The organism is Spiroplasma endosymbiont of Tiphia femorata (genome assembly GCF_964020225.1).
GTDB lineage: Bacteria > Bacillota_I > Bacilli_A > Mycoplasmatales > VBWQ01 > Spiroplasma_E.
Window position 1 is genome coordinate 41,615 of record NZ_OZ026544.1, and the last position, 24,924, is coordinate 66,538.

Here is a 24,924-nt window from a genome sequence, read left to right on the forward strand (position 1 = left end):
AAACAATTGATTTTTTATTTTATAAATAAAATTTAGGAGAATAAGATTTATGCCCTGATTTAATGAATTAATAAAAAAATTTAGAAATTATCCTTTAACTGATGAAAATTTAGACGAAGTTGTTGAAACTTTTAAGAATTTTTTTAAAGAATACAATGAAAAAGATAATTTTTTTTCTAATTCAGAAGATACTGATTTTGAAAACCCAAGTACATCAGCACCATTAACTCAATTAAAAGAAAATAAAAAAACTGATTTAGATAAATTAATTAAAGAATTAAGAAATGATTTAAAATATAATTTCTTTTCTTATTTTTGAGAAAAAAAAGAAAATTTAAAATTAATTAGACAATTAGATTATTTTTTAATAGAACTTGATAGTAAAATTAAAGAACAAAATGAAAAATTATTATCCTTGGAGAAAAATAAAACATTAATTGAACAAAATAAAATTAATAAAGTTAGCCAAAATAGTACTGAGTTTACTGAAATCACAGATTATTTTAATCTTTTTAATTTTTTAAGTGAAACAATAAGTAATGATATTATTTTTTTAAAAACAATAAATTTAAACATTTTTGAAAATAAAAAAGAGTTTTTAAAAAAAACACGAGAATTAAAAATAAAAATTAATAAAGAAATTCGTAGGCTATATCAAAAAAATGAGGAATTAGAAAATAAAAAAGAGAAAATTTTTGAAAACCTTTTTAAAGAAGAAGTTATGACTCAATTAATTTTATCTTTTTGAGCATTTAGAATGAAAAGTGGAGATGAATATAAATTAATTTTAAATGAAGATAAAGATTTAAAAAGTAAATTTGATAAAAATTTTGTATTTTTCTTTGAATTAATAGATGACATATTTAACCGATATATTAAAAAAATTATTAAAAATGAAGAAAGAATATACAATGATATATTTGAAAAATATAATGATCGAGAAAAAGAATTAATAAGTGAACAAGAAGAAATTATTAAAACTAAAGATAAAGTGAAAGAAAGTATAGAATTATTTAAAAATGAATTAGAAGAAAAAAAAGAACAAATTAGAATACATGAGAAAGAGATAGCAGAAAAAAGAAAACAAATTGAAAATTTAGAAAAACGAAAGAAAAATATAAAAATTAAAAAAATTACTTACTTGCAAGATTTAGAAGAAAATAAAAATAATATTGAAAATCAAATATTTATTCCAAATATTTCAGATGATAAAAAAGGAAAAAAACAATATTTAAAAGAAATAGATGTAGTGATTAAAAAAAAGAATAGTGATATTAAGAAAAAGAATGATTATATTGCGGAGTTACAATATAATATTACAAGACATGATACCGAGTTAAGTATTAATGATAAAAAAATAAAAAAAATTGAGGATAAAATTAATAAAATTGAGGATTTTTTTAAGCAAAATAAACATACGATGATGTTTGAACTTAAAAAAATAAAAGAAAAATGAATTAAAAATATTAGTAAAGATCAAAAAATATTTATTAATTTCTTAAAAGAAGTTAATAAATTAGAAAATATGGAATTTATTAAGATTATTGAAAATTATTGAGAACAAAATGCTGATAGTATTAAAAAATTTAATGAAAATTTTAACATTCAAAATAATTTAGAAAACATAAGAGAAGAAAATGAAAAAATAGAAAATGAATTTAAAAATGATTTCACAACTTTAGAAATTAATTTTAAATTAAAAGAAAAAGAAATAATAGAAAATGCAATTAGAGAAAAAAAGGAAAAAATTCAGGAGTATTTAAGAACAATTAATCAATCAAAATTAGTAAGTATTGAAATCCAAACCGAAATAAATGAAGAAAATGAGAAGCCTAGTTGACAAGATCAAAAAATTGAGGAACAAAATAAAACCATTGAAAAACTAGAATTTCAAATAAATGATTTAGAAAAAAAATTAATTTCAATAAAGGAATTACATGAAGATGAAGTAAAAGATTTATCTACAACATCGGAAAATATTAGAGATTTTTTTGCAATGGAAATTAAAAAAACTACTGAAAATTGTGATAATTTAAAAAATAGTTTAAATAAAAAAAATTCAAAAAAAGAAGAACAAAAAATTAAAAATAAATTAAATGAAGAAGAAATAAAATTAACATCTTTAAATGAAGTATGAAAATTAATAAGTACTGAAATTCCAGAGTTACAGCAACCTTTATCAGAAGAATCAAAAAATGCAAGCAAACAAAAATGAGAGAATATGGGCTTAATAGAATCTCAATTACCTTTGGAAACAAAAGCAGAAATATTAAATACAATTTAAACTAATAAGATTAAATTTATTATTGTATCAAGTTTAATTTATAGAAAGAGAAAAAAAGTACATTAGAAAAAAAGAGTATTTCTTAATAAGAAAAATGAAAAAATAATACAAGTCATTATGAATAATAACTTAGAAAAAGTTAAATTATTAGTTAGGAATGGTGTTAGTATAAATTATGTAATTAAAGATGGTTTCACTATTTTGATGTTAGCTATCAAAGATAATGATTTAGAGATAGTTAAGTATTTAATAGATAATAATGAAATCTTTATCAAGTAAATGAATATGGACATAATGCTTTAATATTAGTCGTTTGAAATAATCATTTGGAAGTCTTTAATTTTTTTTAATGCAAAAACTAACGATATTTTAGATGAAGAAATTTTAGAACAAAATGAAGATAAATTATCAACATATGAAAGTATATTAAAAGAAAATAAAGACAAATTACCAACATATGAAGAAGCAATGAAATTTCAACAAAAAATTAATAAATCTGATTTTTTAAAGATGAAATAGATTGGCAAAAGCAATTATCAATGATAAAAATTTAATTCCTTTTATGATAATAATAATTTTTATTAAAATATTAAAGGCGCATCACTTTAACCCTTAGATTCATAATTGGATAACAAAGAACGATATAACTATCGTTCTTTTTTTGTTAAAAGATTAAAACTTAATAAAACTGTCGTAGAAGTCTAATAGTGAGTACGAAATGTAAATACTTCTATATCAGTATAAAAGAGCATTTAATGTTAAGCAAGTTAAAATGTTACACTGTATCGCTTAATGTAATTATAGATTAATTTGAATAGCCTTATTATGGCTCAGTAAAGAACCCATTAATCTAATTCACAATTACATTTGTATTATTTAAGAAAATAGGGGGTTTTATATATAAATACATACCTTATTTACAATATCATAACACAATAAAAAATTAAAAGGAGAAAAATAAATATGACATACGTTTATTTAGTAAAATACAAAGTTAATTATACATTTGAAACAAAATATAAAGTTTTTTATACATTTAAGGAAGCAAATAATTTTCATAAAAATTATAAACATCATTTATTAGAAGATGCATATATTATACATTATGAAATATTAGCATTTGAATTAGATATGCAATATCCAAATCAAGAAAAACTTAAAGAAAAACTTAATTAATGAAAGGAAAAATTAAATATGGAAGAAAAAGAAAATGAAGAATTACAAAATAAATTATTAAAAGAACAAATTGAATTAATTGAGGAACAAAAAGAATTTTATAAAAAATCATGAAAAAGTAGAATTATATTTTTAACAATTTGAATAATTATTATGATTTTAACATTAATAATTATTGCTTCTAAATATTAATGAAAGGAAAAAATATTTATGGAATATAGAGAATATAGAATGATTGGTTCTTGTGATAAATGTAGAAAACAATCTTCTTTTGGTAATAGATTATGTAATAAATGTTTTTGAATATTAATAGGTAAAAATAAATATGAGTAAATTAAGTTTTAAAAAAGAAACTCATCAATATTTTTTAGATGATAAAGAATTAATATCAGTTTCTAGAATTATTGATAATTATTTAGGTTTTGGTTATAGTCATATAGCACCAGAAGTATTAAAAAATGCTTCAGTTCGTGGTAAATGAGTTCATAAACTTAATGAATTATATTTACAAAATATTAATGAAGAAAATATTATTAATGATTTATTAAAAAAATTAAAACCAGTAACAAATTCAATAAATTATTCTTATTGTAAAAAATCACTTATGTTTTTAAAAGAAAAATTTAAAGATAAAAATAATTATGAATTTATTATAGAAAAACCTATTACTGATACTTTAGTTGCTGGAACACCAGATTTAGTTTATTTAAATAAAAAAGAAAATAAATATTATTTAATAGATTATAAAACTTATGCTTGTATTGATGATGATAAATTAAAAAGAATTAAATTACAATTAACTGCTTATTATTGTATGTTACTTGAGAATGGTATAACTCCATCTTATAAAACTTATGTTTATTTAACTAATAAAAATACTCAGCAAGAAATAAAAATAGAAATAACACATGAATTAATAAATGAATGATTAGAAGCAAAAATAAATTATTTTAAAGGAGAAAATAAAAATGAAAATGAATAAAGAAAACATAGAGCAAATTAAAGAAAATATTAAATATTTAAATGAATTATTAGAATATTCGCATGATGAAGTAATTGAATTTGAAATTAGAAAACAAATTAAATATGAATTAAGTTTATTAAAAACAAGGATAAATAAGTATGAATAAATGTAAATATTGTAATAAAAGAATTTGGTTAAGTAAAAATTGATGTATGAAATGTTTAGAAATAATAGTTGATGAAATAACAAGTAAAAAGGATGATAATAATGGATAAATCAATTTTAATTTTATTAAAATATTTAGGAAAAATTAATAAAAAATTAGATGAAATTTTAGAATTATTAAATAAAAAAGGAGAAGAAAATAATGAGTAATGATTTAACTAATAATAAAAATTCATTAACTATTGAACAATGATTTACTAATAAAAATCAAGGTAATAATATGAGTGAAAAAGAAGTACAAAGATTTAAAAGTAATGCTTTAGCAATTAAAAATCAATTAGGTTTAGCAAAAACTAGTTTAACTACAATATTAGAAGCATGTTATCAAGCAACATTATTACAATTACCATTAGAAAAGAATTTTGGTTATTGTTGAGTTGTACCTTTTAATCGTAAATATAAAGATGAAAAAGGTAATTGAGTAACTGTTAAAGAAGCACAGTTTCAAATGGGATATAAAGGTTATATTCAATTAGCACAAAGAAGTCAACAATATAAAAAAATTAATGTTATTGAAGTTAGAGAAGGAGAATTAAAAAAGATTGATTATTTAAAAGATGAAATAAAATTTAAATTTATTGAAAATCCTATTGAAAGATTAAAATCAAAAATAGTAGGTTATTGTGCTTATTTTAAATTAAAAAATGGTTTTGAAAAAAATTTATATTGAACAACTGAACAAATAATAGAACATTTTAATAAATATAGTGAAACATATAAAAAGAATCAAAAATTTATTGTTAGTGATTTTGATAGTATGGCTAAAAAAACTGTATTAACTCAATTATTAAGAAAATGGGGAATTATGTCAGTTGATATGCAAACTGCTTATGAAAATGACCAAGCAATTATTACTGAAAATGAAAAAATATATATTGATAATCCAAATAATCATATTATTGATATTATTGATTCAAATCCTAAGTTTAAAGAATATCATGATACTATTGATGCTATTACTAATTCAACTGATAATACTGACATAAATTCTGCTTTATCTAAATTAAAAGAATTAGAAAAAGAAGAAGAAATTATAGAAAATTTTGAAGTTTAATGAAAGGAAAATAAAAAATGGAAATTACTACCCAAGATATTATTGATGAGTATAAAAACGAATATAAACAAAAATTAATTAATTATTTAAATAATGATTTACAAATAGTAAGTGAAGCACAATGTTTATATATAAAATCATTACTAAAATGTATAGAAAATGGAGAATTTGATAATGATAATTCATAAATGTAATTATTGTAAAAAATCCATAATGGATGGCGAGTGAGTAAAAAATAGTTTTAGATTTTTTAAAATAACAATAAAAACATATTGATATATGCATAAAATTTGTTTTATCCAATATGAAAATGAAAAATTAAATAAAGATAAGGAAAGAAAATAATAATTAATATTTAGGCATTTGACATATACCCTTTCTAACTCCTATTCCCTATTTTTTATTCTTGCTTAAATAATATGTCAATGTAAGTCCTAAATTTTATTTTATACAGAACGAAACTATAGAATTATTAAAATTTGGATAACATTATAATTCTATAGTCCACCGTTTATTACGGTGCTGATGAGTTCATAAAAGGATGTGAAATAATGAGAAACATTAGAACTGAATGATTTTATAATGAAAAAAGCCCAAAAGAAATAAAATGTCCAACAGTAAGTTTATTAAAAAATAAAGAAGATGCTTTATGTTATTTATTATCATTAAATTTATATCCAAAATTATATCCACAAGATATTTTTTATTCATGAATATTAGAAAATAATCAAACAGGATATTTAATTATTTGTGGTAATAATAGAGATACTATTGGAAATATGAAATTTAAATTTATATTTATAAAAGGAGAATAAAAATGAATAAAGAAGTAATTGCACGTAATATTAAATTACATCATCTACGATATTATAAAGAAATGAAAATTAAAGATTTATTAAAAAAATCACAATTTCATTTAGTAAAAGATTTTATTTATATATTAGAATGTATTATTTCTAATTTAAAAATAGAAATTAATGAAGGAGAATAAAATGATTGAAAGAATGTCAGAAGAACATATATGTGCTAATCATAAACCTAATAAATGTATAGTCGCAACTTATCAATATCAAAGAGAACAAGCAGTATTAAATCATTTATTAGAAATATATAATAAAGGTATTAAAAATTATTTTAAGGAAAAAAATAAGGAGAATAAAAATGGAAACAAATAATTATACTTTAATAAAAATACTTCGCTCTTCAATAAGTCCAATTTGTGCAATGATTGGTACAAGTGCTTATTATGGTCAAGTAATAAGTAATCCATTATTAGGTTCAATTAATAGTTTATTATTTGGTAAAAAATTAGGTTTAGATATTTGAAATTTAAATCAAAGACATTCTTATAAAACTAAATTATTAAATAGTTCTAAAAAAATATTATTAGGATTAGGAACAATTGGAATAGTTAATTATGCTAAATTTACTAATACTACAAATCCTATAGAACCAACTACAACACCTATTCCTATAACTACTACTAGTACTACAACAGTTGACCCATTTCCACCAGATTTATTATTAAGCAATCCCAATACTACTGATAATCATTTAATGGATTGAGATACATTTATTAGTCTTAATTCATATGGTATTGCTAATTTAGTTGCTGGAATTACTGAATTAATACCAAGTAAATTTGAAACTATACGTAAAATAGCCAATATGGCTACTGGTGGAACATTAATTAGTAGTGGTGTTGCTATGGGTATTAATAATGATTTTAATAATGCTTATGCAGTACCTACCATAATTGCTGGTGCAAGTGAAATAATCCATAATTTATTACCTATGGAAACCACACATCATAATGAAGAAATGCAAGAAACAGCATTTAATAATGAAACTGCAAATCTTATTAATGATAGTATAAGTCAATATGGTGCTACTAGTGAAATTAGTGAATCAAATTTAAGATGAGATTATAGTCATATGAGTTTATAAATAAATAAAAATGCCTATTAAAGGCATTTTTTATTATTAATAAATACTTTTTATTTCTGGTTGTTTATTAATAGAATTTAATTTACTTTGTAATTTATTAATTTTATTTTGTTTTTTAAGTGCTTTTTTATTAGGGTCTGTTAAAGATTTGCCAAATGCAACTAATGCTTTTCCTAATTTAATTAAAACATAACCTCCATTAATACATAAATTAGCAACTATAATAATTGTTGTAGTATCCATATTAATCACCACCTTTCTTTAAAATATTTGATTAATTTTTAATATAATTTTTACAATAATAAATATAATTAAACCAGCAACAGCAGAAGATAATAAAACTCCAATCAAACCTAAAATAATCTTTATAATTTTTCAAATCATAATATTATTCCTGTAATTCTTCTAATTTTTTAAAAATATAATCTCTACCCATACCCCACATTATTCTATTGTTATAAATATTAATTTCAGTTTGTTGGTTATTGTTATTATTTGCTATTCATAAACTACTTTTTACAACGCTTGTATCTAATTGATAATAAAAATTAATTATTTGTCAACTATAATTTTTATTATTTTCTTTAGTTGTATAATCACCATAACTTATATATATTCTATAATGTGTTTTATCTTTAAATATATATTTTATATAATTTTGATTATTATTATTTTTATCTGTTATAACTTCTCCTACTTCTTTTCAATTTGAAATATTTGGACTTGGTGTTGGATTATTTTTTAATTCAATATCATAAGTATTATCTACTTCATTAATATTTAATGTTTTACTTTTAATTTTTGGTATTCTTTTATTTAATTCATTAATAGCACCAATAATAGTTTTATAAAATGTTTCTAATTCTGGTATATTTTTAGTTTTTAAAATTTTTACAATACCATTTGCATTTAAATGAATTTTATTACCTAATTCTTTTGTATTTGTTCCATAAAATTCATTTTCATCAAAAAGAGTATTTGCAAGATAAAAAGCATTTGTAAGTAATTCAATAATATTTTCTTTTTGTTTTTTATCTTTAAATATTCTATTATCTAAATCATTAATTTTATCTTGTTTATCATTTACTTTATTATCTACATATTTTTTATTTGGTATATCATTATCTTCTGTTAAATATGGATTATTTTTATATGTAAATGTTTGACCACCAGCAATAGCAATATCATTTGTAAAATGTAAACTTACTTTTTTCTGTTCTTTATTATCAAATATTCTATTTTCATCAACTGAACTACTATTTACTTTAATTTCATTAATAGCACCAACAACTGTTTTATTAGTAGTTTTTAAACTAGGAATTTCTTGACCAATAGCATTTAATTGAAATGCTACTGGAAACATTGCTTTTGTATCTTCTAATTTTTTATCTACTTCTTCTTTTTTATAATAATCAGATAAATCTACTTTACCACCAGTAGCACTAATTTTATTATTTTCATCAATAGTTATATTAGTACCAGCAATTAATTTATCTTGCTTTTTATCAACATATTCTTTAGTTGTAGCATCACTTAAAAATGTAGGAGTACCAACATCAATAATTCTTTTACCATTAACATCAATACCTTTATCATCTTTTGGCTTTATAAAATTAGGATTATCTTTATCAACTTCTCATAATGAATCAATATTACTATCAACATGAATTTTTAATTTAGGTATAGTATCAGTAATATCATCTATTTTTATACCAGTACCAGCAATTAATCCTTCTTTTCGTAAAAATGTTTTATTACCAGAATCTCAAGTAATTACTCTAGTATCACTTTCATCAAAAATATTAGGTGTATTAAAATTATCTGTATTACATGAAATAGGATTATTAATTGCTTTTCTTGGAGTATGTAAATTTGCTTGTTGTAATAAATTATATACTTCCATTAATACATAATCTGGTTCACTTGGTGGACTAATACTACTTGATAAACCATTACCACTAATTGATACACTACTTCTTATAAATGCCATTCCATCAGTTAAATAATATATAGTCATTCTTGCTGTTGCTCTTTTAACTAATTGTTGTTGAGTTTCATTAAGATTTTTAAATCCTATTACTTCAATTTGATTACCAGTAATAGTATTAATTCGCTCACTTGATATAGCAATAGACATAATAGTAAAATCAGTTTTAGTATTATCAATAGTAGTTTGGTCAGCATCTGGTATAAAACCATATATAGTTTTTAAATCATCTTTTGTAATATAATTTAAATTTACATTTCAATCAATATTATTTTTGTTTTCCATAATCTTTAAACCTTCCATATCCTTGTACTGCTTGTGATTTATTAACTACACCAATAACTGATTTATATTTAGATTGTTGAGTAACTTTTTTATTCATATTTTTAACATTAGTTCTGGCTCTTTGTTCTCTATCAGATTTTGATAAACCACCGTGATAATATTGATTTTGAAATATCTTATTAGCACCAGTACCATAAGCACCTGTTGCTTTACACATATCAATTCAAGTTTCTCTAGAAACCATAAAATAATCATAACTTTTAGATAAATTAGTTCTATAAGTTAATGTAGCAATACCATAAGTACCCGACTGTTGTTGTATTACTGGAGTTCATATACCACCCGCTAATGCACTACTAGAAAGATTTACATAAACTCCAATCATACTATCATAATCTTGTTCAGTTAAAGAATTCATTATTATTTCTTTACCTTTATCCATTAATGACTTACCATTTAAATATTGTTTTTGAATATGTTGTAATTTAGCAATATTATTATTAGTAATATGTGTCATTATTTTTTTATGAATTACTGGTAAATTTGTTAATTTTTGTAAAACTTGTTGAAATTCAGATAATTCTTTTTGAGATTTACCTTGTCCTAATACTTTTGACATTAATTGATTTTTTAATATTCCTGCTGGATTTTTTAAAAAACTATTAAATAATGAATTATTTTTTTTAAATTTTTCTATTAATTCAGCAGTTTGTATATCACTAACAGCAGTTTCTAATATCATTCTTAAAAGTAATATAATAGGCATTTAAATTACTTCTTTGTAAAAGTTACTTGTAAAGAACCATCATATAAAGTTTTACCTTCAACATTAGCACTTGTTGTTGTTAAATCTGAAAAATTAGCATTACCTTTAACATAATTAGGATTTTTAGCAATAACTGCTTTTTCTACTTCATCTGCAGTTGGAGCATCACCAGCCATAGTTATTTTTCCTAAATTCGTAAACTCAATTGCTGTTGCAATATCTATACTTGAAGTAACTGTAAATCCTTTAACTAAATCTGGTCTTAATGCTTTACCTTCTGAAACTAAAAACTTATGAAAATTCTTAACATTACCATTACTTTGTAAAACAAAAGTATTATCTTGACCACGATTAAATGGAAATGCTAATGCTTCTTTATGTACTAATACAGCATCACATCCTAAAAAATTAAATGATTCTTGTTTATCAATAACTCCAGCAGGATAATTTCTTCCTAATCATGGACATTCTATAATTTTAATACCACCAATTTCTACAATTTTACCATCTTTTAATGCTTGTGAAGCACTATCACTACCTAATGTAGTTGTTGATAATAATACTAATGGTTTAAAAAAACTAGATACTCATAATACATAATCTTCTTCATCTGTACCAATATATTCATCAGTAATTCTTGCTTTTAATGTTGCTAACGTATTTGATATTTTTAATCATAATAACATTCTATAATCATCTATTTTTGGATTACTTGGTAATGCAATATTAATAATTCCATTATCTTTGGCTGTTTTAACTGCTAATGATAATAATTTTGCAACTAAATATATTTCAACAGATTTTGCTTTTGCATCAATTCAACTTGATGCTAAACTATCTGATACAAGAACATTACCATCTTCATATTTAGCACCTAATAACTTTAAATCTAATGTTTCTTCTTCAAAATTAATTTCTTTCTTTTTATTTAAAAGAATTTGAACTGTATTCACTGCTGTTAGATTATTTGCTCCAGCACCAGCAGTATAATCTTCAGTAATATTTCTTTTAGTAATATTATAAATAGCAGTACCAGCATCTAATTGTTCTCTATTTTCTACTGTTGCATTAATTAACGCTACTCTTTTTGATAATAAAACTTTTAAATTTTTAATATATTTAACTGATAAATCTAATTTCCCAGTTGGATTACTTGGGTCATTAATTGTTGTTGATTGTGTTGTAATAATTGCCATTTTATTTATCTCCTTGCGCTTCTAATTCTTCTATTTTTAAATATTCTCTAGTAGGTTTAATTTCTCAAACTGATTGTAATTCTAATAAATCACTTGTTACTTGTACTATAAAATCTATTTGTTCATGATGATAAAATTTTAATTCATCATATTTTGTTATTATTTTCTTAATATCATCTTCTGTAGATAAACTTAAAGAATTTAAAGTTTTATCATAACGAAGATTTATATTTTTATATTTTTCATTAAATTCTTTAATAGTCATATTAACCTACCATTCCTATTTTTCTAGTATCTACTTCATCTTCTTTATTTTCTTTAAATTTATCTTTTACATCTAAAGAAGAACTAATATTTGTATCTTTATTTTTATTAAATAAATGTGGAAAATCTTTATTTAATAATGATAATTCTTCTTCAATATCTTCTTTATCTCCAAGATATCTTTTTAATAAATTAATATTTTCTTGTGATAAATCATATTTTTTATAACTTTCTGAATGTCTAATTTCTCTATCTTTATCAGTTTTTTCTTTATATAAAGCATTATATTTTTCTTCTAATTCTTTATATTTATCTTCTAAAGTTGGTTCTTTAACTTCTTCAGTTTCTGATTCTTTTTTCTCTTCAGATTCAGATTCTTTTTCAGTATTTTCTTCTGATTTTACTTCTTCTTTAGTTTCTTCTTGTTCATCTTTTTCTTTTTCTTCCATAGTATTACCTTCTTTCATTTCATTTTCATTTAACATAATTACCACCACCTTTCTAAGTTGAACTTTTGGGATTTATTACCAATGACGTAGTTTGAAGATTTCAATTAGCAGATGAGGCCCCCATATAAAGTTTTGGTACTAATGTTGTTATAAATTGGTATTGAACTACGATTAAATTATCATCTTGACTTTCATATGCTTTTGTTTTAAAAGCCATTATTTTAAATCAAATACTATTTGGTAAATTTTTACCACTAGTTGTTTGATTATCATTAGTTCATATTAAATCATTAATATATATATTATTTAATCTTTCTGCATTTATTAAAGAAGCAGTTTGATTAATTCCTGTACCACCATAATCTTCATTTTTTATATTAAATGTTCAATTATTATTACTATCATTATGATTTCCAGAATCATTGTTATAAGTATTTTCATTATCTTGAAAAAGAGCAGTATCATTTTGATTATCTGGTAAATTACCAATATCAGTTAAATTAATTTTTATAGGTGTAAATCAATTTTTATTATTTATATATTTTTCTGCTAATGGTCTATCATCATATATTGCATTCATATTAAAATTAAAATTAAATGTTAAACTTTCATAATCTTTTTTAAATTTATCAACACTATCATAACCATATTGTTTTACATAAATACCAATACTATTATGAAATTTACCTTTAACATCTTCTAAGGTATGTGGTCTCATTTGATAATTTAAACTTGCATTTTCTAATGGAGAATTAATATTATTATTAATCCCAAATAAATTTTGATTACTTAAATCAATAAATATAGGGTGCGCTCTTTCTATTAATGGTGGAGGTTGTATTGCTTGAGGATAATTAAATGGTTTGTCAAATTTAAAAGTATTATTTGCTAAAATAAATGTATTTTGAATTAATCTACTATTATTACTTGCTTTACCTACTGTTTGATAAGTACCACTTCAAATACTAAAATTATCATTAACAGCACCATTTCTATTATCTGGCATTGAATAAAATGTTATTTTAAAATTACTTTTACCTACAACTTTAATATCAATCATATCAATTGCTCATTTAACTATATTTGTATTAGTAAATTTAGGTTCATTTAATAATGGAATTGAACTATCTTCTTTTGCTAATAATGAAATTGTATCTTTACCACCAGCACCATTTTGAACTAAATTTACAGTATCATAAATTCCTTGTGAAGAAATACTTCCATCATTAATATCAAAATTTTGTAAATTAATCATATCAGTTAAATTAAATGTAAATGATGTCATATGACTTGCTGTTCCAGCAACTGCTTGTATAGCATCTGGAGTATCATTTCTAAATACATCTAACGGAATTAATGCTGGATTAGTACTTTGTGAACTATATAATAATGTTGTATAAAAATTATATAATTCAGCAGAAATTAAGCCATTTATATAAGGAAATTGAGGTATTAATAAATTACTTGATAATTTAGCACCTATATCTAAACCACCAACAAAAGCATTCATAAATGACCCAAATATAGGTATAGTATTAAGATTAATTTTAATAGTTTCTCTAACTGTTAAAGGTATTTCACTAATAGGATTATAAATAAAATAATGTAATGCATTAATAGTATTTAATTGCTTAAATTTATTATTATTCATATTATAATGAGTATTACCAATAAATTTTTTATTATTTTTATTATAATATTGAAAATATGGATTACCAGCAGTTGCATAATTATAATCTTCTATTTCAGCACCATTTAAAAAATTATTATCTCAATAATTTACTAATCTATTTGATACATCAACTTTATTAGTATTTTTAGTTTTTTCAATATTAGTTCTTAAATGACCTTCATAATGTTTAGTTGCACCATCATCATAATTTGGTGCAATTACTTTTTGTCAATCTTGATAACTATCCATAACACTCTGACCTTGAACAGTTAAAACATAATTTGTTTCTGGTAATGCTTGAAAACTTACTGGGTCATAAGTTGAACATTGATATTGTCATGGAAATAATAATTTACTTGGATATTGTCTATATTTATGCTGTTTAGTATTAATAGGATTATTATCAATATCTCTACCTCATAATGCTATACTAATAGGTTTTACTAAACCATAAAAAGAAATTTGACAATGAGTAACTGGTAATGGTGTTAAATAATTATCATCTAAAACAATATTATTATTTTCATCTAATGCTGGTAATGCTACTGGGTCGCCGGGCGCTCCAAGTTGTACATATTGATTAATTGCTAATCCACTATGTGCTAATTTATCATTTAATGAACTAAAAGTACATTGAATATAAGCCAATTCTTTATTTTCTGGATTATAAGTTTTAGTTGCAACTTCAAGAATATATCATTGTCTATCAACTTTAATTGATTTATCAGTATTTATAACTTTATTAATTTCTGGAATCATATATAACTTATATAAATTTGAAACAATATTATTAATAAAACTAAAATTCTTTTTTTCATTTGGAATATTAATAACTACATTTTTAATTGCTTGTTCTTGAATAAAAGCATTATTTGCTGGAGTTGCTGAATAAGTAATACCTAATTGGTCACTTACAATATTTCCATAAAATACATCACCAATTTGTAATTGTTTATATGCTTCATCTGGATTATCTTTATTTTGAATAGGATAATAAGAATGGTCTCAAACTGCTTGTATTGCTTCTCTACCAGTAAAGATTTTACTAAATGAAGTATAATCATTAGGAATACTAGTTGGTGGTTTATATCCCGTTTCTGTTGAATTTATAGCACCTAAAATAATAGTAAAAGGACATACACGAAATTGTAAATCTTTATTTTGTGTAAAATCTTTTTCAATTTCACCTGTACTTTTTCATACAGTTTTAATTAATTGATGATTCTGTTTTGGTGTCATTCCCATTTTTAGTTTCTCCTAAAAAAGTATTATTAAATTCAATTTCTTCTTTTTGATATTTTCTATTTTCATTAATAATTTGTTGTGCTTCTTCTTCACTTACACCATATCTTTTAACAATAATTCTTTTAATATTAGTAATTCCTAATCTTAATTCTGCTTCATCAATTTCAAGTGATTTTAATCTATCTGTAATAGTATTTTCTTTAATTTCAAATGTTCATTTACTTTTATCACCATCTAATCCCATTAATATGAAACATCTTTGAAATATTTCATTTCAATCACTTTGATTTAAAGTTCTTTTAATTCTTGTAGTTTCCATATCACGAGAATTAGTAATTAATACTTCTGCTTCAGTTTTTTGACTTGTAGTATCATTTACTGGACTATATCCACTACCTTCAAATGCTTTATCAATAATAAATTGTATAAATTCAGCATATTTATCTAATATTGGACTACCTTGTAAAATAGAATTGGTGGTGTTCCACTAGTACTTCCTAAACTTCTTAAATTTGCTTGTAAAATAAACTTACCTATTAATTTTTTTAAATCAAAAGCAGTTTTAGATTGATTTATCTCTTGTTCAGTAATATCTAAAAATACACGAGTAACATTATATTCAAGTTCATGTTCAATTGATTCAAATGTTTTATTTAATAATTCTTGTAATTTTTTTAATTGGAGTCATATCTGGATAATAATCACCAATAACTCCACCAAAAAAATTCTTTTTAGGTAAATTTTGCATAAATTTAACTGGAATAATACCTAAATTATGATTTTCTATTAATGGTAATTGTAAATCTTTACTTATCTTTTCTTGTAAACCATCTAAAGTAACATAATCACTTGTAAAATATCTAATTATTTGATTTTGAGTATATGTTGTTTTAACATAAATACTTTGGTCATCATACTGTACTCTTGACCATGTTGATGCACTATATTCAGTTTCTAATACTCTTGCAACTCTTGATTGAGCATATGGCTGAGCAAAATTTAATGATATTCTACCAGTTTTACTTTTATCAATTTGAACAATACTATAACCATAACCAGATTTAATATGACAATCTTGATAAAACAAACTATCAAAATTATTTCATTCTTTTATTTTTTCAATTGCTCTTTTATATTCTTCATGTTCACTTGTTAAAGTATAACCATTACCCCATAATAATTTACTTGCATGATTTGCTATTATTTCTTGAAGATTAATCATACATCACTTAGGAATTAATATTTCAGTATTATAATTATTCATATGTTACTTCCTTTCAAAATAAGGATTTATATTTGCACTTAAATTTCTAATATATGGCTCAATTGCATAATCAAATGCATCACGTAAATGGTCATTACCAGCTAATGGTATTTGTTTAATACTTTTAGGGTCTCATACAGCCAATCTAAATTCATATCTAATAATGCTTGTGCATTCATACTAATATTTAAGCGTTCTGATGCCATTAAAGCCACATTTTTACCTATTCTAAACTCAAGTCTTAATTTCACACAATCTTTAAAATATAGCCATGAATTAACTTGATATTTAATTGCTGTATCATTTAACATTTCAATAAATGTATAATTACTAAAATCACAATATACAGTTAAACCATATTCATATAACAAATTATTTTCTTTTGCTAATTTAATATAAAACTCAACTACTAATCTTGCTAATTGTTTATTATCATAACGAATTAATTTATTTTCTATTTTTAAACAATCAATAACATTAACAAATTTAAAATTATAATCAAAACCTATTAATAAACATGCTAAAGCATCATCTTTAAATCCATAATCTAATCCAGCACTAAATCTATAACTTGGTTGTAATAATCTACTAATCTTATGAATTAAATGTGAATATATTCCACCAGATTCATAACCTACTAAACCATGACTTCTTACTCTTGCAGATATTGGGTCTAGAAGTTCTATTTCTAATAATTGTTGTTTATCACTATCTTTTAAATAAGTATTTAATTTTCAATTTTGATAATGATAAATAGTATTATCAATAATAGTAAATTGTTCATATTCATTAATAATTTGCTTTTCATTTTGAGGACAAGCATTTATAGTTTTTTTAATAAATTCATTTAAAATACTTCAAGGATTACAACTTTCAATTTCTAATAATTGATTTGCGCCTCTTATTGCATCTTTTAAATCTTGATAATCATTTTCAGTAATTTCATATCTTTCATCACTTCATATAATTACATAATCATATAAATAATTACTTGCTAATCCAGTTAATTTAACATTACTATTATCTTGTGAATGTAAATATTTACAAGTTATTTTACTACCATTAAATTCAATAGTTTTTTTAGTTTCACTAATAATAAAATTAATACTAGGATATGTTGCTCTAATAATTTGTTTTAATTCTTGTCAACTATCATTTAATTGTTTTGACATATTACGAATTAAATAAGCATGAATATTAATATTATCTAACATTAATAAAATACCAAGAAATTCAATATCACTAAATGTTTTACCAGATTTACGACTACCTAATTGTTTAATTTTAGTAATATTTAAAGGTTGTTTTAAATACATTCTTTTAGCAATATCTAATAAATAACCAAAATTACTTAACATTTATTCTTACCTTTATTTTCTAAACTAATTGCTATAGGGGCTGTATTATCACTACTTTTTATATCAATTTTTGTTGATAAATGATATTCTTTCACAAATGCTCTTTCTAAATATCATGCAGTATTATTTGCATTTGCTTTTAAATATCTTTGTGTATTAATATGACGTATTTGTAAATATGCTCAATTAATTTGTTGTAAAAAAGTATTTCTCTTTTTTTGTTTTCAACTATAAAGAGTATTTTCTGTAATATCCAAATAAATTAACATACCGATTTTAGTTGGTACTTCTTCAGTTTGTTTACAATGATTAAAATATTCTTCTAATTTTTCTCTTAATGCTTTTGCATCATTAAAAATTGTTCTTATTTTTATTTTTTCTTCTTGCACATAAAAATCTCCTTTCATATGCTTTAAAAACACAAAAATTTATGATATAATTAATATAATCTTTAAGTTAAACTACCAAAAATAACTTATTAACTTTATTAATTACTTCATATATTCTTTTATTTAATTTTTATAATATAATTATAACAAAAAATAGCATTATACTGCTATTTTTTTATTTCTTTTTTTAAATTTAAAAATTTTACTACATTTATTTTTTCAAAATTTAAATTCTGGATTTTGTTTTTTATATATAATCATGCAACCAATAAAAGCGCCAATTATATTTAAAGAAATTGTTAATCTTAAAATACCAAAAATATTATTTTTTTGACATTGTTTTATACCATCAAAAGCAAGTAATCCCAAAACAATAGTAATCGGTAAACAAATACCAAATATAATTACTCAAATGTCCATTTTTATTTTCCTTTTCTATTTATATTTTTCTTTATTGTACATTATTTTATTAAAAAAGAAAAGATAACTAATAAAAGTTATCTTTTAAACGTAAATAGAATTTGCAGTTTATTTTATCGTTCTTTAATATTATACTCTAAAACCAAACATTTTTCAACAATATTTTAATAAATTTGATACAATTTTGGAGTTAAAAAATAAATAGAAAGGTGTTAAAAAATGTTTAGTTTTAAAGGATTTCTAAAATCTGAAATCACTAATATTTTAGCAAAATATTTTCAAAAAATACAGGGTTTTGATGAATATTTTTTTCTAAATAGAGATAAAAATCAATATAAAGTTGCTTGAACATGTAATAGAACAGTAAATACGCCAATTGGAATGGATACTTTTAGACAAAGAGTTTATTGAGATAAAATTAATAAAAAACATTATTATCCAATTTATGAAGAATTTGGTATTAAAAAAAGAGCAAGAATTACTAATGATTTATATTTTGATATATTAGATAATTTAATTGAAAATTTAATAAGTAAAAAAGGTTATTTTAATATTCAATCAGAATTTAAATATACTTCTTTTTCTAAAAATCTTATTTCAAGAATTTTTAAAAATGCAAAAATTGAAAAATGAATACCAGAAGAAAAATTTAAAGTATTAGATAATGAAAAATTAAATATATGTGCAGATGATGCTTATATAACTTGTTGAGATGAAAATGGTTTAAAACAACAATATTGTTGTAGACTTTTAACTTATAATTTAGGAAGAAAAGAAATTTATTCATATAGAAATAAATTAGATAAGAAAATAACTTCATTTATGTTATTTAAAACTAATAATGCACCAAAACAAGAAGAATTACATAATTTTACAATGCAAACTATTAATAATCATTATGATATTAAATTAAATATATTTGCTATTAATTGAGAATATAATAATTATAATTTAGTAGTTGCTGGGGATGGTGCATTATGAATTAGAGCAATGGCTAGTTGATTGGGTTGTTATTATATTTTAGATAAATATCATGCTTATAGTTATTTATGAAAATCTTTTGTTAATGTTCGTGGTAAACATCAAAAAAAGCACTTGATTGAACAAAGTATTTAGATGTAACAACTACTTTTTCAAATGGTAATTATAATGGATTAATTACTATTTTAGAAAATAATCATAATAAAGTTACTAAAAAAACTTATAATTATTTTAAAAATAATGAACAAGGAATTATTAATCAAAATGCTGATTGAAATATTGGATGTTCTGCAGAAAGTGATGTATATCATTTTTTAAAATCTTTAACTAATGGAGCAAAAATATATAATTATCAAACATTAAATAATATGTTAATAGCAAAAGCAAATTATTTAAATGCTAGAAGTTATCTTAATAGTGGTTAAAAATTTGCAATTTCATATTTTTAAAAACTAATTTTAAGATTAGAATTTTTGTGTTATTTAAATGTAATTTTGTAATTATATTTTTTAATCTTTTTAAAATTTATGGTATAATTTAATTAACAAATCATAGAATTTGCAGTTATATTGTTAATGTTACTAATAATTCTAAGGGTTAATCTCATACGTCCAATATTAATGTTTATTTTAATATTTTAATTTTAAAAAATGTATTTTTACCTATATGAATTTCCTTTTGCTTTTTATAAAAAAATAAGTTACAATTCTTAGTGAATATTTAATTATTATTTAGTTTAAGGAGAATAACAATCAAATGCGTAAATTAATCACTTTATTTTCAACACTTAGTTTACTTTCTTCTTCTGTGAGTACTATTGTGGCTTGTGGTACTGGAGATGGTTTAAAAATTCAAGCAAATTTTGAAAACGAGCCATCAAACAAAGAAGGTGATCCGTTAGTTGATTATGTTTATAATAAATACTATCAATATGATACTAAACTTTTATACAAACCACTTACTGCATTTATGCAACTAGCAGCAGACAAAATTAGAATTGATCGTAATGCATTAGAAGTTACAGATGCTGCTAGGGATTTTTATAATAGTGACCAATATAAATCAGGTAATTATGAGAGTATTAATTATAATGTTAATAATGATCCAGATAAAGTAATGAATGAACCATTTAGTTGTAAAGATGCAAATGGAAGTCTTTTAGTTTTTGGTTTAACTGATAATGATATATCTAAACAGCAATATTATGGTTATTGATATGTTACATATGAAACAGCAACAGAAGCAGAAAACCCTTCAAAAGTTGCTAAAACTAGCATTGTTTCACCAAAAATTACTGACTTTAAAGATGATAAAAATAAAACTATTATTAAAAAAGGTTGAATTCATTTATTCTTTATAATGAAAGATTCAAAAATGAACAAGACTTTTAAAATTGATTTTAATATTCAAATTGATGTAATTTTTAGTTTATGAGTTGATAAAAATAAAAAAGAAATAGTTGTTATTAATCCAAATACTATTGATAAAGCTTTGGGTGATGTTGATTTTCGTAACCCAGATAAAGTTGTTCATGAAAGAATAAATAACATGGCTTTTTCAGAATTATAATGATAAATATTAAAATTGTTTGTATTGGCCAGTTGTCACAAACATATTGAAAATCAGCCGCCAAAGATTATTTAGAACGAATTAAAAAGCGAACTAATATTGAAACAAAAAATATTATCGAATCTAAATTAAATTCAATTCCTAATAATATTAAAATTGAAACCAATAAAATCACCGAATACATATCAAAGAATAATGATTATCAATGATTTTTATTAGATTTATCAGGACAATTAATAAGTAGTGAACAATTATCACAGATGATTAATAAAAATCAAATTTATCAACAAGGTAAAATTGGTTTTATTATTGGCGGTAGTAATGGTGTAGCACAAATATTAAAAGACAATATTAATTTAATTAAAATTTCCTTTGGTAAAATAACATTACCTCATCAATTATGTTATGTTGTTTTATTAGAACAAATATATCGTTCATTACAAATACTTAATAATCAAAGTTATCATAAGTAGTAGGTGAAAAAAATGTATAATAAAACTTTATTTGTTGATTCCTCATGATTAGAATTTTTTCAACAAGAATATAAAGAAGCATATTTTACTAAATTATTAGAAGATATTAAAAAGGAATATCAAACTTATCTTTGCTATCCTCAATGAGAAGAAATATTTCAAGCTTTTAAAATAACTCCTTTATCAAAGGTTAAAGTAATAATATTAGGTCAAGATCCTTATCATCAGCCAAATCAAGCTCATGGCTTAGCATTTAGTGTTCAAACAAATACTCCATTACCACCAAGTTTAAAAAACATTTTTCAAGAACTAAAAAATGATTTAAATATTGAAAAAGATAATGATGGTAATTTAACAACTTGAGCTAAACAGGGAGTTTTGCTTTTAAATACAACTTTAACTGTCAGACAAAGTCAACCTAATAGTCATTTACAATATCAATGAGTAACTTTTACTGATCATGTTTTATCATTTTTAAATTTAAACTGTACTAATCTTGTTTTTATTTTATGAGGTAAAAATGCAAGAAATAAAAAAATGCTAATTGATACAGAAAAACATTTTATTATTGAGAGTGCACATCCTTCACCTTTAAGTGCTTATAATGGTTTTTTTAATTCAAGACCATTTAGCAAAACTAATAATTGATTGATTTCAAAAAATAAAACTCCCATTAAGTGATAAAAATAAAAAAATACTAATTTTATTATATGTATTTAAGCAAACAATGTTATGATATATTTGTTAAAATTAATATAGTTTTAAAGAATATTTCGGGAATGGTGGTTATTTAAATGCCCAATAATTTAATATTTAATCACATATTTTCTCAACGATATGATTTAAATACCTTAAATTTATTTAGTAGATCTACAGCTATTTATTTAATTATTACTTTAAGTAGCATAATGTTAGCATATATTTTAATGAATAGTTTTTGAAAATGATTTCGTAAAGATAAATATAAAGGTGTTCGTTTTACTACTAAAAATATTGCTTATATAACAATGTTATCTTCAGTATCAGTTGTGGCAACTATTATTGTTTCTATTACGATACCCATTACAGTATTACCACCAATTAGAATTGCTTTTGAGGGTTTAATGATTAAAATAACCGGTTATATGTTTGGTCCAATTATAGGTATTATTTGTGCTGCAGTAACAGATATTTTAGTAATGTTATTTGTTCCTTCATATATTAGCGTTTATTATATGTTTTGTATTATTTTTACTGGTTTTTTGGCAGGAATTGCTGGAATATTTAAAGTAAAACTAAAAGATTATCCATGAGTTATTTTTGCTTTAATTAATTTTTTTATTATTTTCTTTGCTGGTGGCGGCATGTATATTGTTATTTCAGGTAAGCAATCATCATATTCTATGTCAGGAATTATTGTTAATAAATATGTTCTGGCTAGTATTATGGGTGGTGGTGGCATTATTGGCCTATTAAGTATTTATAGTGTTTTATTTTATTATTTATTGAAAAAAGAAATTTATAGAATTAAAGAAATTTTACCAATTATTTTATTAGCGGTAGTAGCTGAGTATGTAACAACAGTGCTTATAGCCTCCTATGCTGATATGACTTTATTTGATCCTAATGCCAAGGATTATGGAGTAACAGCAATTATGAGAATTGTGCAAGCACCTCTTAAAATTATAATTAATTCAATTATAATTTATGTGACTTGAAGAACCGTTAATCCTTTAATTAATATTGATAATAATAATTATTAAATAAAGGATTTTAAAAATATGAATGAAGAATTTTTTAAAAAAATATCTAAATATTCAAATAAAGATTGTTTAAAAAAATTAAAAATTATTAGTCCAAAATATTTAAACAATAATATTAAGTATATTCATGTAACTGGAACAAATGGTAAAGGTTCAGTATCACGTTTAATTTTTGCTATATTATCACAAACCTTAAAACAAAAAATTGGTTTGTTTACTTCTCCCCATATTGAGTTTGTTAATGAACGAATTATTGTTAATGATAGAATAATTAGTAATCAAGATTTAGTTCGCATTAGAGACTTGATTTTTGATGATATTGAATATTATCAATTAGGTTTTTTTGGTATTTTAACTTTAATTGCATTAATTTATTTTCAAGAACAAAATGTGCAATGAGCAATAATTGAAGTTGGGATTGGTGGAAAAATTGATCCTACAAATATCATTGATGCAACATATGCTATTATCACTTCAATTGGTAAAGATCATCAAGATAGACTTGGTAAAACTACATCTGAAATATTACATCAAAAATTAGGAATAGTAAAACCAACGACAAAAAATATTTTTATTTCAGGTAATTTAAATAATAAATTAAAAAAGCAAATTGATATGGAAGGTTATAAACCTATATATTCTCCAAGATTAATCAACCAACCATACTATCAAGAAAATAAAAAATTAGTTTTAACAGTAATTTCAAAAACATTTTTAGAAATTAATATTAAACAAGCTTTAAAAATCATTAATGATACTAATATTAGATTACGATTTGAGAAATATCAAATTAATGATAAAACTATTTATTTTGATGCTGCTCATAATATTGATGGTATTAAAGCATTAATTAAAACGCTAAAAATTAATAAAATTATTCCTCAACAAATTATATTTTCTTGTTTAAAAAATAAATATCCACAAAAATTAATTAGTTGTTTAAAAAAAGTCTCAGATAATATTATTATTTGTAGTAATAGTAATTTAAATAGTATTACTGGTGAATTTTTTGATTATCAAAAAATGATTGAATGTAGCCCTCATAAAATAATTTTAATTACGGGTTCTTGTTATTTTTTGGCAGATGTTTATAATTATTTAAGAACAAAGAAAATAATTATGATAAAAAAGGGTGGTAATTAAATGAATGTGTTGTTATTGAATATAATTAGTGGACTGTTAATTTTAATTACTTTTTTATTGATCACAGTTTT

At 22.0% G+C, this 24,924-nt stretch carries 34 protein-coding genes; 19 read left to right on the forward strand and 15 right to left on the reverse strand.

Going from position 1 to position 24,924, the window contains the following annotated elements; translation table 4 throughout:
* Positions 1–49 precede the first annotated feature (49 nt).
* From AACK83_RS00240 to AACK83_RS00300, 13 genes are all read left to right on the forward strand, one after another.
* Complete coding sequence (locus AACK83_RS00240; protein WP_338958528.1) at positions 50–2,284, forward strand: hypothetical protein; 2,235 nt, start codon at positions 50–52, stop codon at positions 2,282–2,284.
* Between the two features lie 117 nt (positions 2,285–2,401).
* Positions 2,402–2,563: an ankyrin repeat domain-containing protein gene (locus AACK83_RS00245; protein WP_174481339.1), complete on the forward strand. Its 162-nt coding sequence runs from the start codon at positions 2,402–2,404 to the stop codon at positions 2,561–2,563.
* A 684-nt stretch (positions 2,564–3,247) separates the two neighbouring features.
* Positions 3,248–3,460, forward strand: a complete 213-nt coding sequence (locus AACK83_RS00250) for a hypothetical protein (protein WP_338957990.1) — start codon at positions 3,248–3,250, stop codon at positions 3,458–3,460.
* A gap of 18 nt (positions 3,461–3,478) precedes the next feature.
* The gene (locus AACK83_RS00255) at positions 3,479–3,652 is read left to right on the forward strand and encodes a hypothetical protein (protein ID WP_338957988.1); all 174 of its coding nucleotides are present in this window, start codon (positions 3,479–3,481) and stop codon (positions 3,650–3,652) included.
* Positions 3,653–3,670: 18 nt separating this feature from the next.
* On the forward strand, positions 3,671–3,793 hold the full coding sequence (locus AACK83_RS00260; protein WP_338957985.1) for a hypothetical protein: 123 nt from the start codon (positions 3,671–3,673) through the stop codon (positions 3,791–3,793).
* Positions 3,786–4,442, forward strand: a complete 657-nt coding sequence (locus AACK83_RS00265) for a PD-(D/E)XK nuclease family protein (protein WP_338958532.1) — start codon at positions 3,786–3,788, stop codon at positions 4,440–4,442. The genes AACK83_RS00260 and AACK83_RS00265 overlap by 8 nt, the downstream gene beginning before the upstream one ends.
* On the forward strand, positions 4,435–4,590 hold the full coding sequence (locus AACK83_RS00270; RefSeq protein WP_338957979.1) for a hypothetical protein: 156 nt from the start codon (positions 4,435–4,437) through the stop codon (positions 4,588–4,590). The genes AACK83_RS00265 and AACK83_RS00270 overlap by 8 nt, the downstream gene beginning before the upstream one ends.
* A 201-nt stretch (positions 4,591–4,791) precedes the next feature.
* On the forward strand, positions 4,792–5,703 hold the full coding sequence (locus tag AACK83_RS00275; protein WP_338957976.1) for a recombinase RecT: 912 nt from the start codon (positions 4,792–4,794) through the stop codon (positions 5,701–5,703).
* A 17-nt stretch (positions 5,704–5,720) separates the two neighbouring features.
* Positions 5,721–5,891 (forward strand): hypothetical protein, encoded by a 171-nt coding sequence (locus AACK83_RS00280; RefSeq protein ID WP_338957973.1) that lies wholly within the window; start codon positions 5,721–5,723, stop codon positions 5,889–5,891.
* 363 nt (positions 5,892–6,254) lie between these two features.
* On the forward strand, positions 6,255–6,518 hold the full coding sequence (locus AACK83_RS00285) for a hypothetical protein (protein WP_338957971.1): 264 nt from the start codon (positions 6,255–6,257) through the stop codon (positions 6,516–6,518).
* 2 nt (positions 6,519–6,520) lie between these two features.
* Entirely contained in the window at positions 6,521–6,694 is a 174-nt protein-coding gene (locus AACK83_RS00290) for a hypothetical protein (RefSeq protein WP_338958534.1), read from the forward strand.
* 1 nt (position 6,695) lies between these two features.
* On the forward strand, positions 6,696–6,878 hold the full coding sequence (locus AACK83_RS00295) for a hypothetical protein (protein ID WP_338957966.1): 183 nt from the start codon (positions 6,696–6,698) through the stop codon (positions 6,876–6,878).
* The gene (locus AACK83_RS00300; protein WP_338958537.1) at positions 6,865–7,650 is read left to right on the forward strand and encodes a hypothetical protein; all 786 of its coding nucleotides are present in this window, start codon (positions 6,865–6,867) and stop codon (positions 7,648–7,650) included. The genes AACK83_RS00295 and AACK83_RS00300 overlap by 14 nt, the downstream gene beginning before the upstream one ends.
* 36 nt (positions 7,651–7,686) lie before the next feature.
* Here AACK83_RS00300 and AACK83_RS00305 read toward each other — a convergent pair whose 3' ends face one another.
* From AACK83_RS00305 to AACK83_RS00375, 15 genes are all read right to left on the reverse strand, one after another.
* A complete protein-coding gene (locus AACK83_RS00305; RefSeq protein WP_338957961.1) occupies positions 7,687–7,893 on the reverse strand; it encodes a hypothetical protein in 207 nt (68 codons plus the stop codon).
* Between the two features lie 18 nt (positions 7,894–7,911).
* Positions 7,912–8,034 carry a hypothetical protein gene (locus tag AACK83_RS00310; protein ID WP_338957331.1) on the reverse strand — a complete coding sequence of 41 codons (123 nt, stop codon included), beginning with the start codon at positions 8,032–8,034 and terminating at the stop codon, positions 7,912–7,914.
* Between the two features lie 4 nt (positions 8,035–8,038).
* A complete protein-coding gene (locus AACK83_RS00315; protein WP_338958539.1) occupies positions 8,039–9,922 on the reverse strand; it encodes a hypothetical protein in 1,884 nt (627 codons plus the stop codon).
* Positions 9,906–10,688 (reverse strand): hypothetical protein, encoded by a 783-nt coding sequence (locus tag AACK83_RS00320; RefSeq protein ID WP_338958541.1) that lies wholly within the window; start codon positions 10,686–10,688, stop codon positions 9,906–9,908. Before AACK83_RS00320 ends, AACK83_RS00315 begins: the two co-directional genes overlap by 17 nt.
* A gap of 5 nt (positions 10,689–10,693) precedes the next feature.
* A complete protein-coding gene (locus AACK83_RS00325; RefSeq protein ID WP_338958544.1) occupies positions 10,694–11,884 on the reverse strand; it encodes a hypothetical protein in 1,191 nt (396 codons plus the stop codon).
* Position 11,885: 1 nt separating this feature from the next.
* The gene (locus tag AACK83_RS00330; protein ID WP_338957953.1) at positions 11,886–12,149 is read right to left on the reverse strand and encodes a hypothetical protein; all 264 of its coding nucleotides are present in this window, start codon (positions 12,147–12,149) and stop codon (positions 11,886–11,888) included.
* A 1-nt stretch (position 12,150) separates the two neighbouring features.
* A complete protein-coding gene (locus tag AACK83_RS00335; protein ID WP_338958546.1) occupies positions 12,151–12,633 on the reverse strand; it encodes a hypothetical protein in 483 nt (160 codons plus the stop codon).
* Positions 12,634–12,649: 16 nt separating this feature from the next.
* Positions 12,650–15,514 (reverse strand): hypothetical protein, encoded by a 2,865-nt coding sequence (locus AACK83_RS00340; RefSeq protein WP_338958548.1) that lies wholly within the window; start codon positions 15,512–15,514, stop codon positions 12,650–12,652.
* Complete coding sequence (locus AACK83_RS00345; RefSeq protein WP_338958550.1) at positions 15,477–15,833, reverse strand: hypothetical protein; 357 nt, start codon at positions 15,831–15,833, stop codon at positions 15,477–15,479. Before AACK83_RS00345 ends, AACK83_RS00340 begins: the two co-directional genes overlap by 38 nt.
* Positions 15,834–15,958: 125 nt before the next feature.
* On the reverse strand, positions 15,959–16,219 hold the full coding sequence (locus AACK83_RS00350; protein ID WP_338958552.1) for a hypothetical protein: 261 nt from the start codon (positions 16,217–16,219) through the stop codon (positions 15,959–15,961).
* Complete coding sequence (locus tag AACK83_RS00355) at positions 16,164–16,778, reverse strand: hypothetical protein (RefSeq protein ID WP_338958555.1); 615 nt, start codon at positions 16,776–16,778, stop codon at positions 16,164–16,166. Before AACK83_RS00355 ends, AACK83_RS00350 begins: the two co-directional genes overlap by 56 nt.
* Positions 16,779–16,781: 3 nt before the next feature.
* Positions 16,782–16,922: a hypothetical protein gene (locus tag AACK83_RS00360; protein WP_338958557.1), complete on the reverse strand. Its 141-nt coding sequence runs from the start codon at positions 16,920–16,922 to the stop codon at positions 16,782–16,784.
* Positions 16,880–18,136, reverse strand: coding sequence for a phage terminase large subunit (locus tag AACK83_RS00365; protein WP_338958560.1), 1,257 nt, complete (start codon positions 18,134–18,136; stop codon positions 16,880–16,882). The genes AACK83_RS00360 and AACK83_RS00365 overlap by 43 nt, the downstream gene beginning before the upstream one ends.
* Positions 18,130–18,525, reverse strand: a complete 396-nt coding sequence (locus AACK83_RS00370; protein WP_338958563.1) for a terminase small subunit — start codon at positions 18,523–18,525, stop codon at positions 18,130–18,132. Before AACK83_RS00370 ends, AACK83_RS00365 begins: the two co-directional genes overlap by 7 nt.
* 159 nt (positions 18,526–18,684) lie before the next feature.
* Positions 18,685–18,945: a hypothetical protein gene (locus tag AACK83_RS00375; protein WP_338958565.1), complete on the reverse strand. Its 261-nt coding sequence runs from the start codon at positions 18,943–18,945 to the stop codon at positions 18,685–18,687.
* Between the two features lie 219 nt (positions 18,946–19,164).
* Here AACK83_RS00375 and AACK83_RS00380 point away from each other — a divergent pair, with 219 nt between their 5' ends.
* From AACK83_RS00380 to AACK83_RS00405, 6 genes are all read left to right on the forward strand, one after another.
* Entirely contained in the window at positions 19,165–20,061 is an 897-nt protein-coding gene (locus tag AACK83_RS00380) for a UPF0236 family transposase-like protein (protein ID WP_338958567.1), read from the forward strand.
* Positions 20,062–20,682: 621 nt separating this feature from the next.
* A complete protein-coding gene (locus AACK83_RS00385) occupies positions 20,683–21,495 on the forward strand; it encodes a hypothetical protein (protein WP_338958569.1) in 813 nt (270 codons plus the stop codon).
* Complete coding sequence (locus AACK83_RS00390) at positions 21,495–21,968, forward strand: 23S rRNA (pseudouridine(1915)-N(3))-methyltransferase RlmH (RefSeq protein WP_252320439.1); 474 nt, start codon at positions 21,495–21,497, stop codon at positions 21,966–21,968. The genes AACK83_RS00385 and AACK83_RS00390 overlap by 1 nt, the downstream gene beginning before the upstream one ends.
* Before the next feature lie 12 nt (positions 21,969–21,980).
* Entirely contained in the window at positions 21,981–22,652 is a 672-nt protein-coding gene (locus AACK83_RS00395) for a uracil-DNA glycosylase (RefSeq protein ID WP_174481457.1), read from the forward strand.
* A 110-nt stretch (positions 22,653–22,762) separates the two neighbouring features.
* A complete protein-coding gene (locus tag AACK83_RS00400; protein WP_338958573.1) occupies positions 22,763–23,710 on the forward strand; it encodes a hypothetical protein in 948 nt (315 codons plus the stop codon).
* A gap of 18 nt (positions 23,711–23,728) precedes the next feature.
* The gene (locus tag AACK83_RS00405) at positions 23,729–24,853 is read left to right on the forward strand and encodes a bifunctional folylpolyglutamate synthase/dihydrofolate synthase (RefSeq protein WP_338958575.1); all 1,125 of its coding nucleotides are present in this window, start codon (positions 23,729–23,731) and stop codon (positions 24,851–24,853) included.
* Positions 24,854–24,924: the final 71 nt, after the last annotated feature.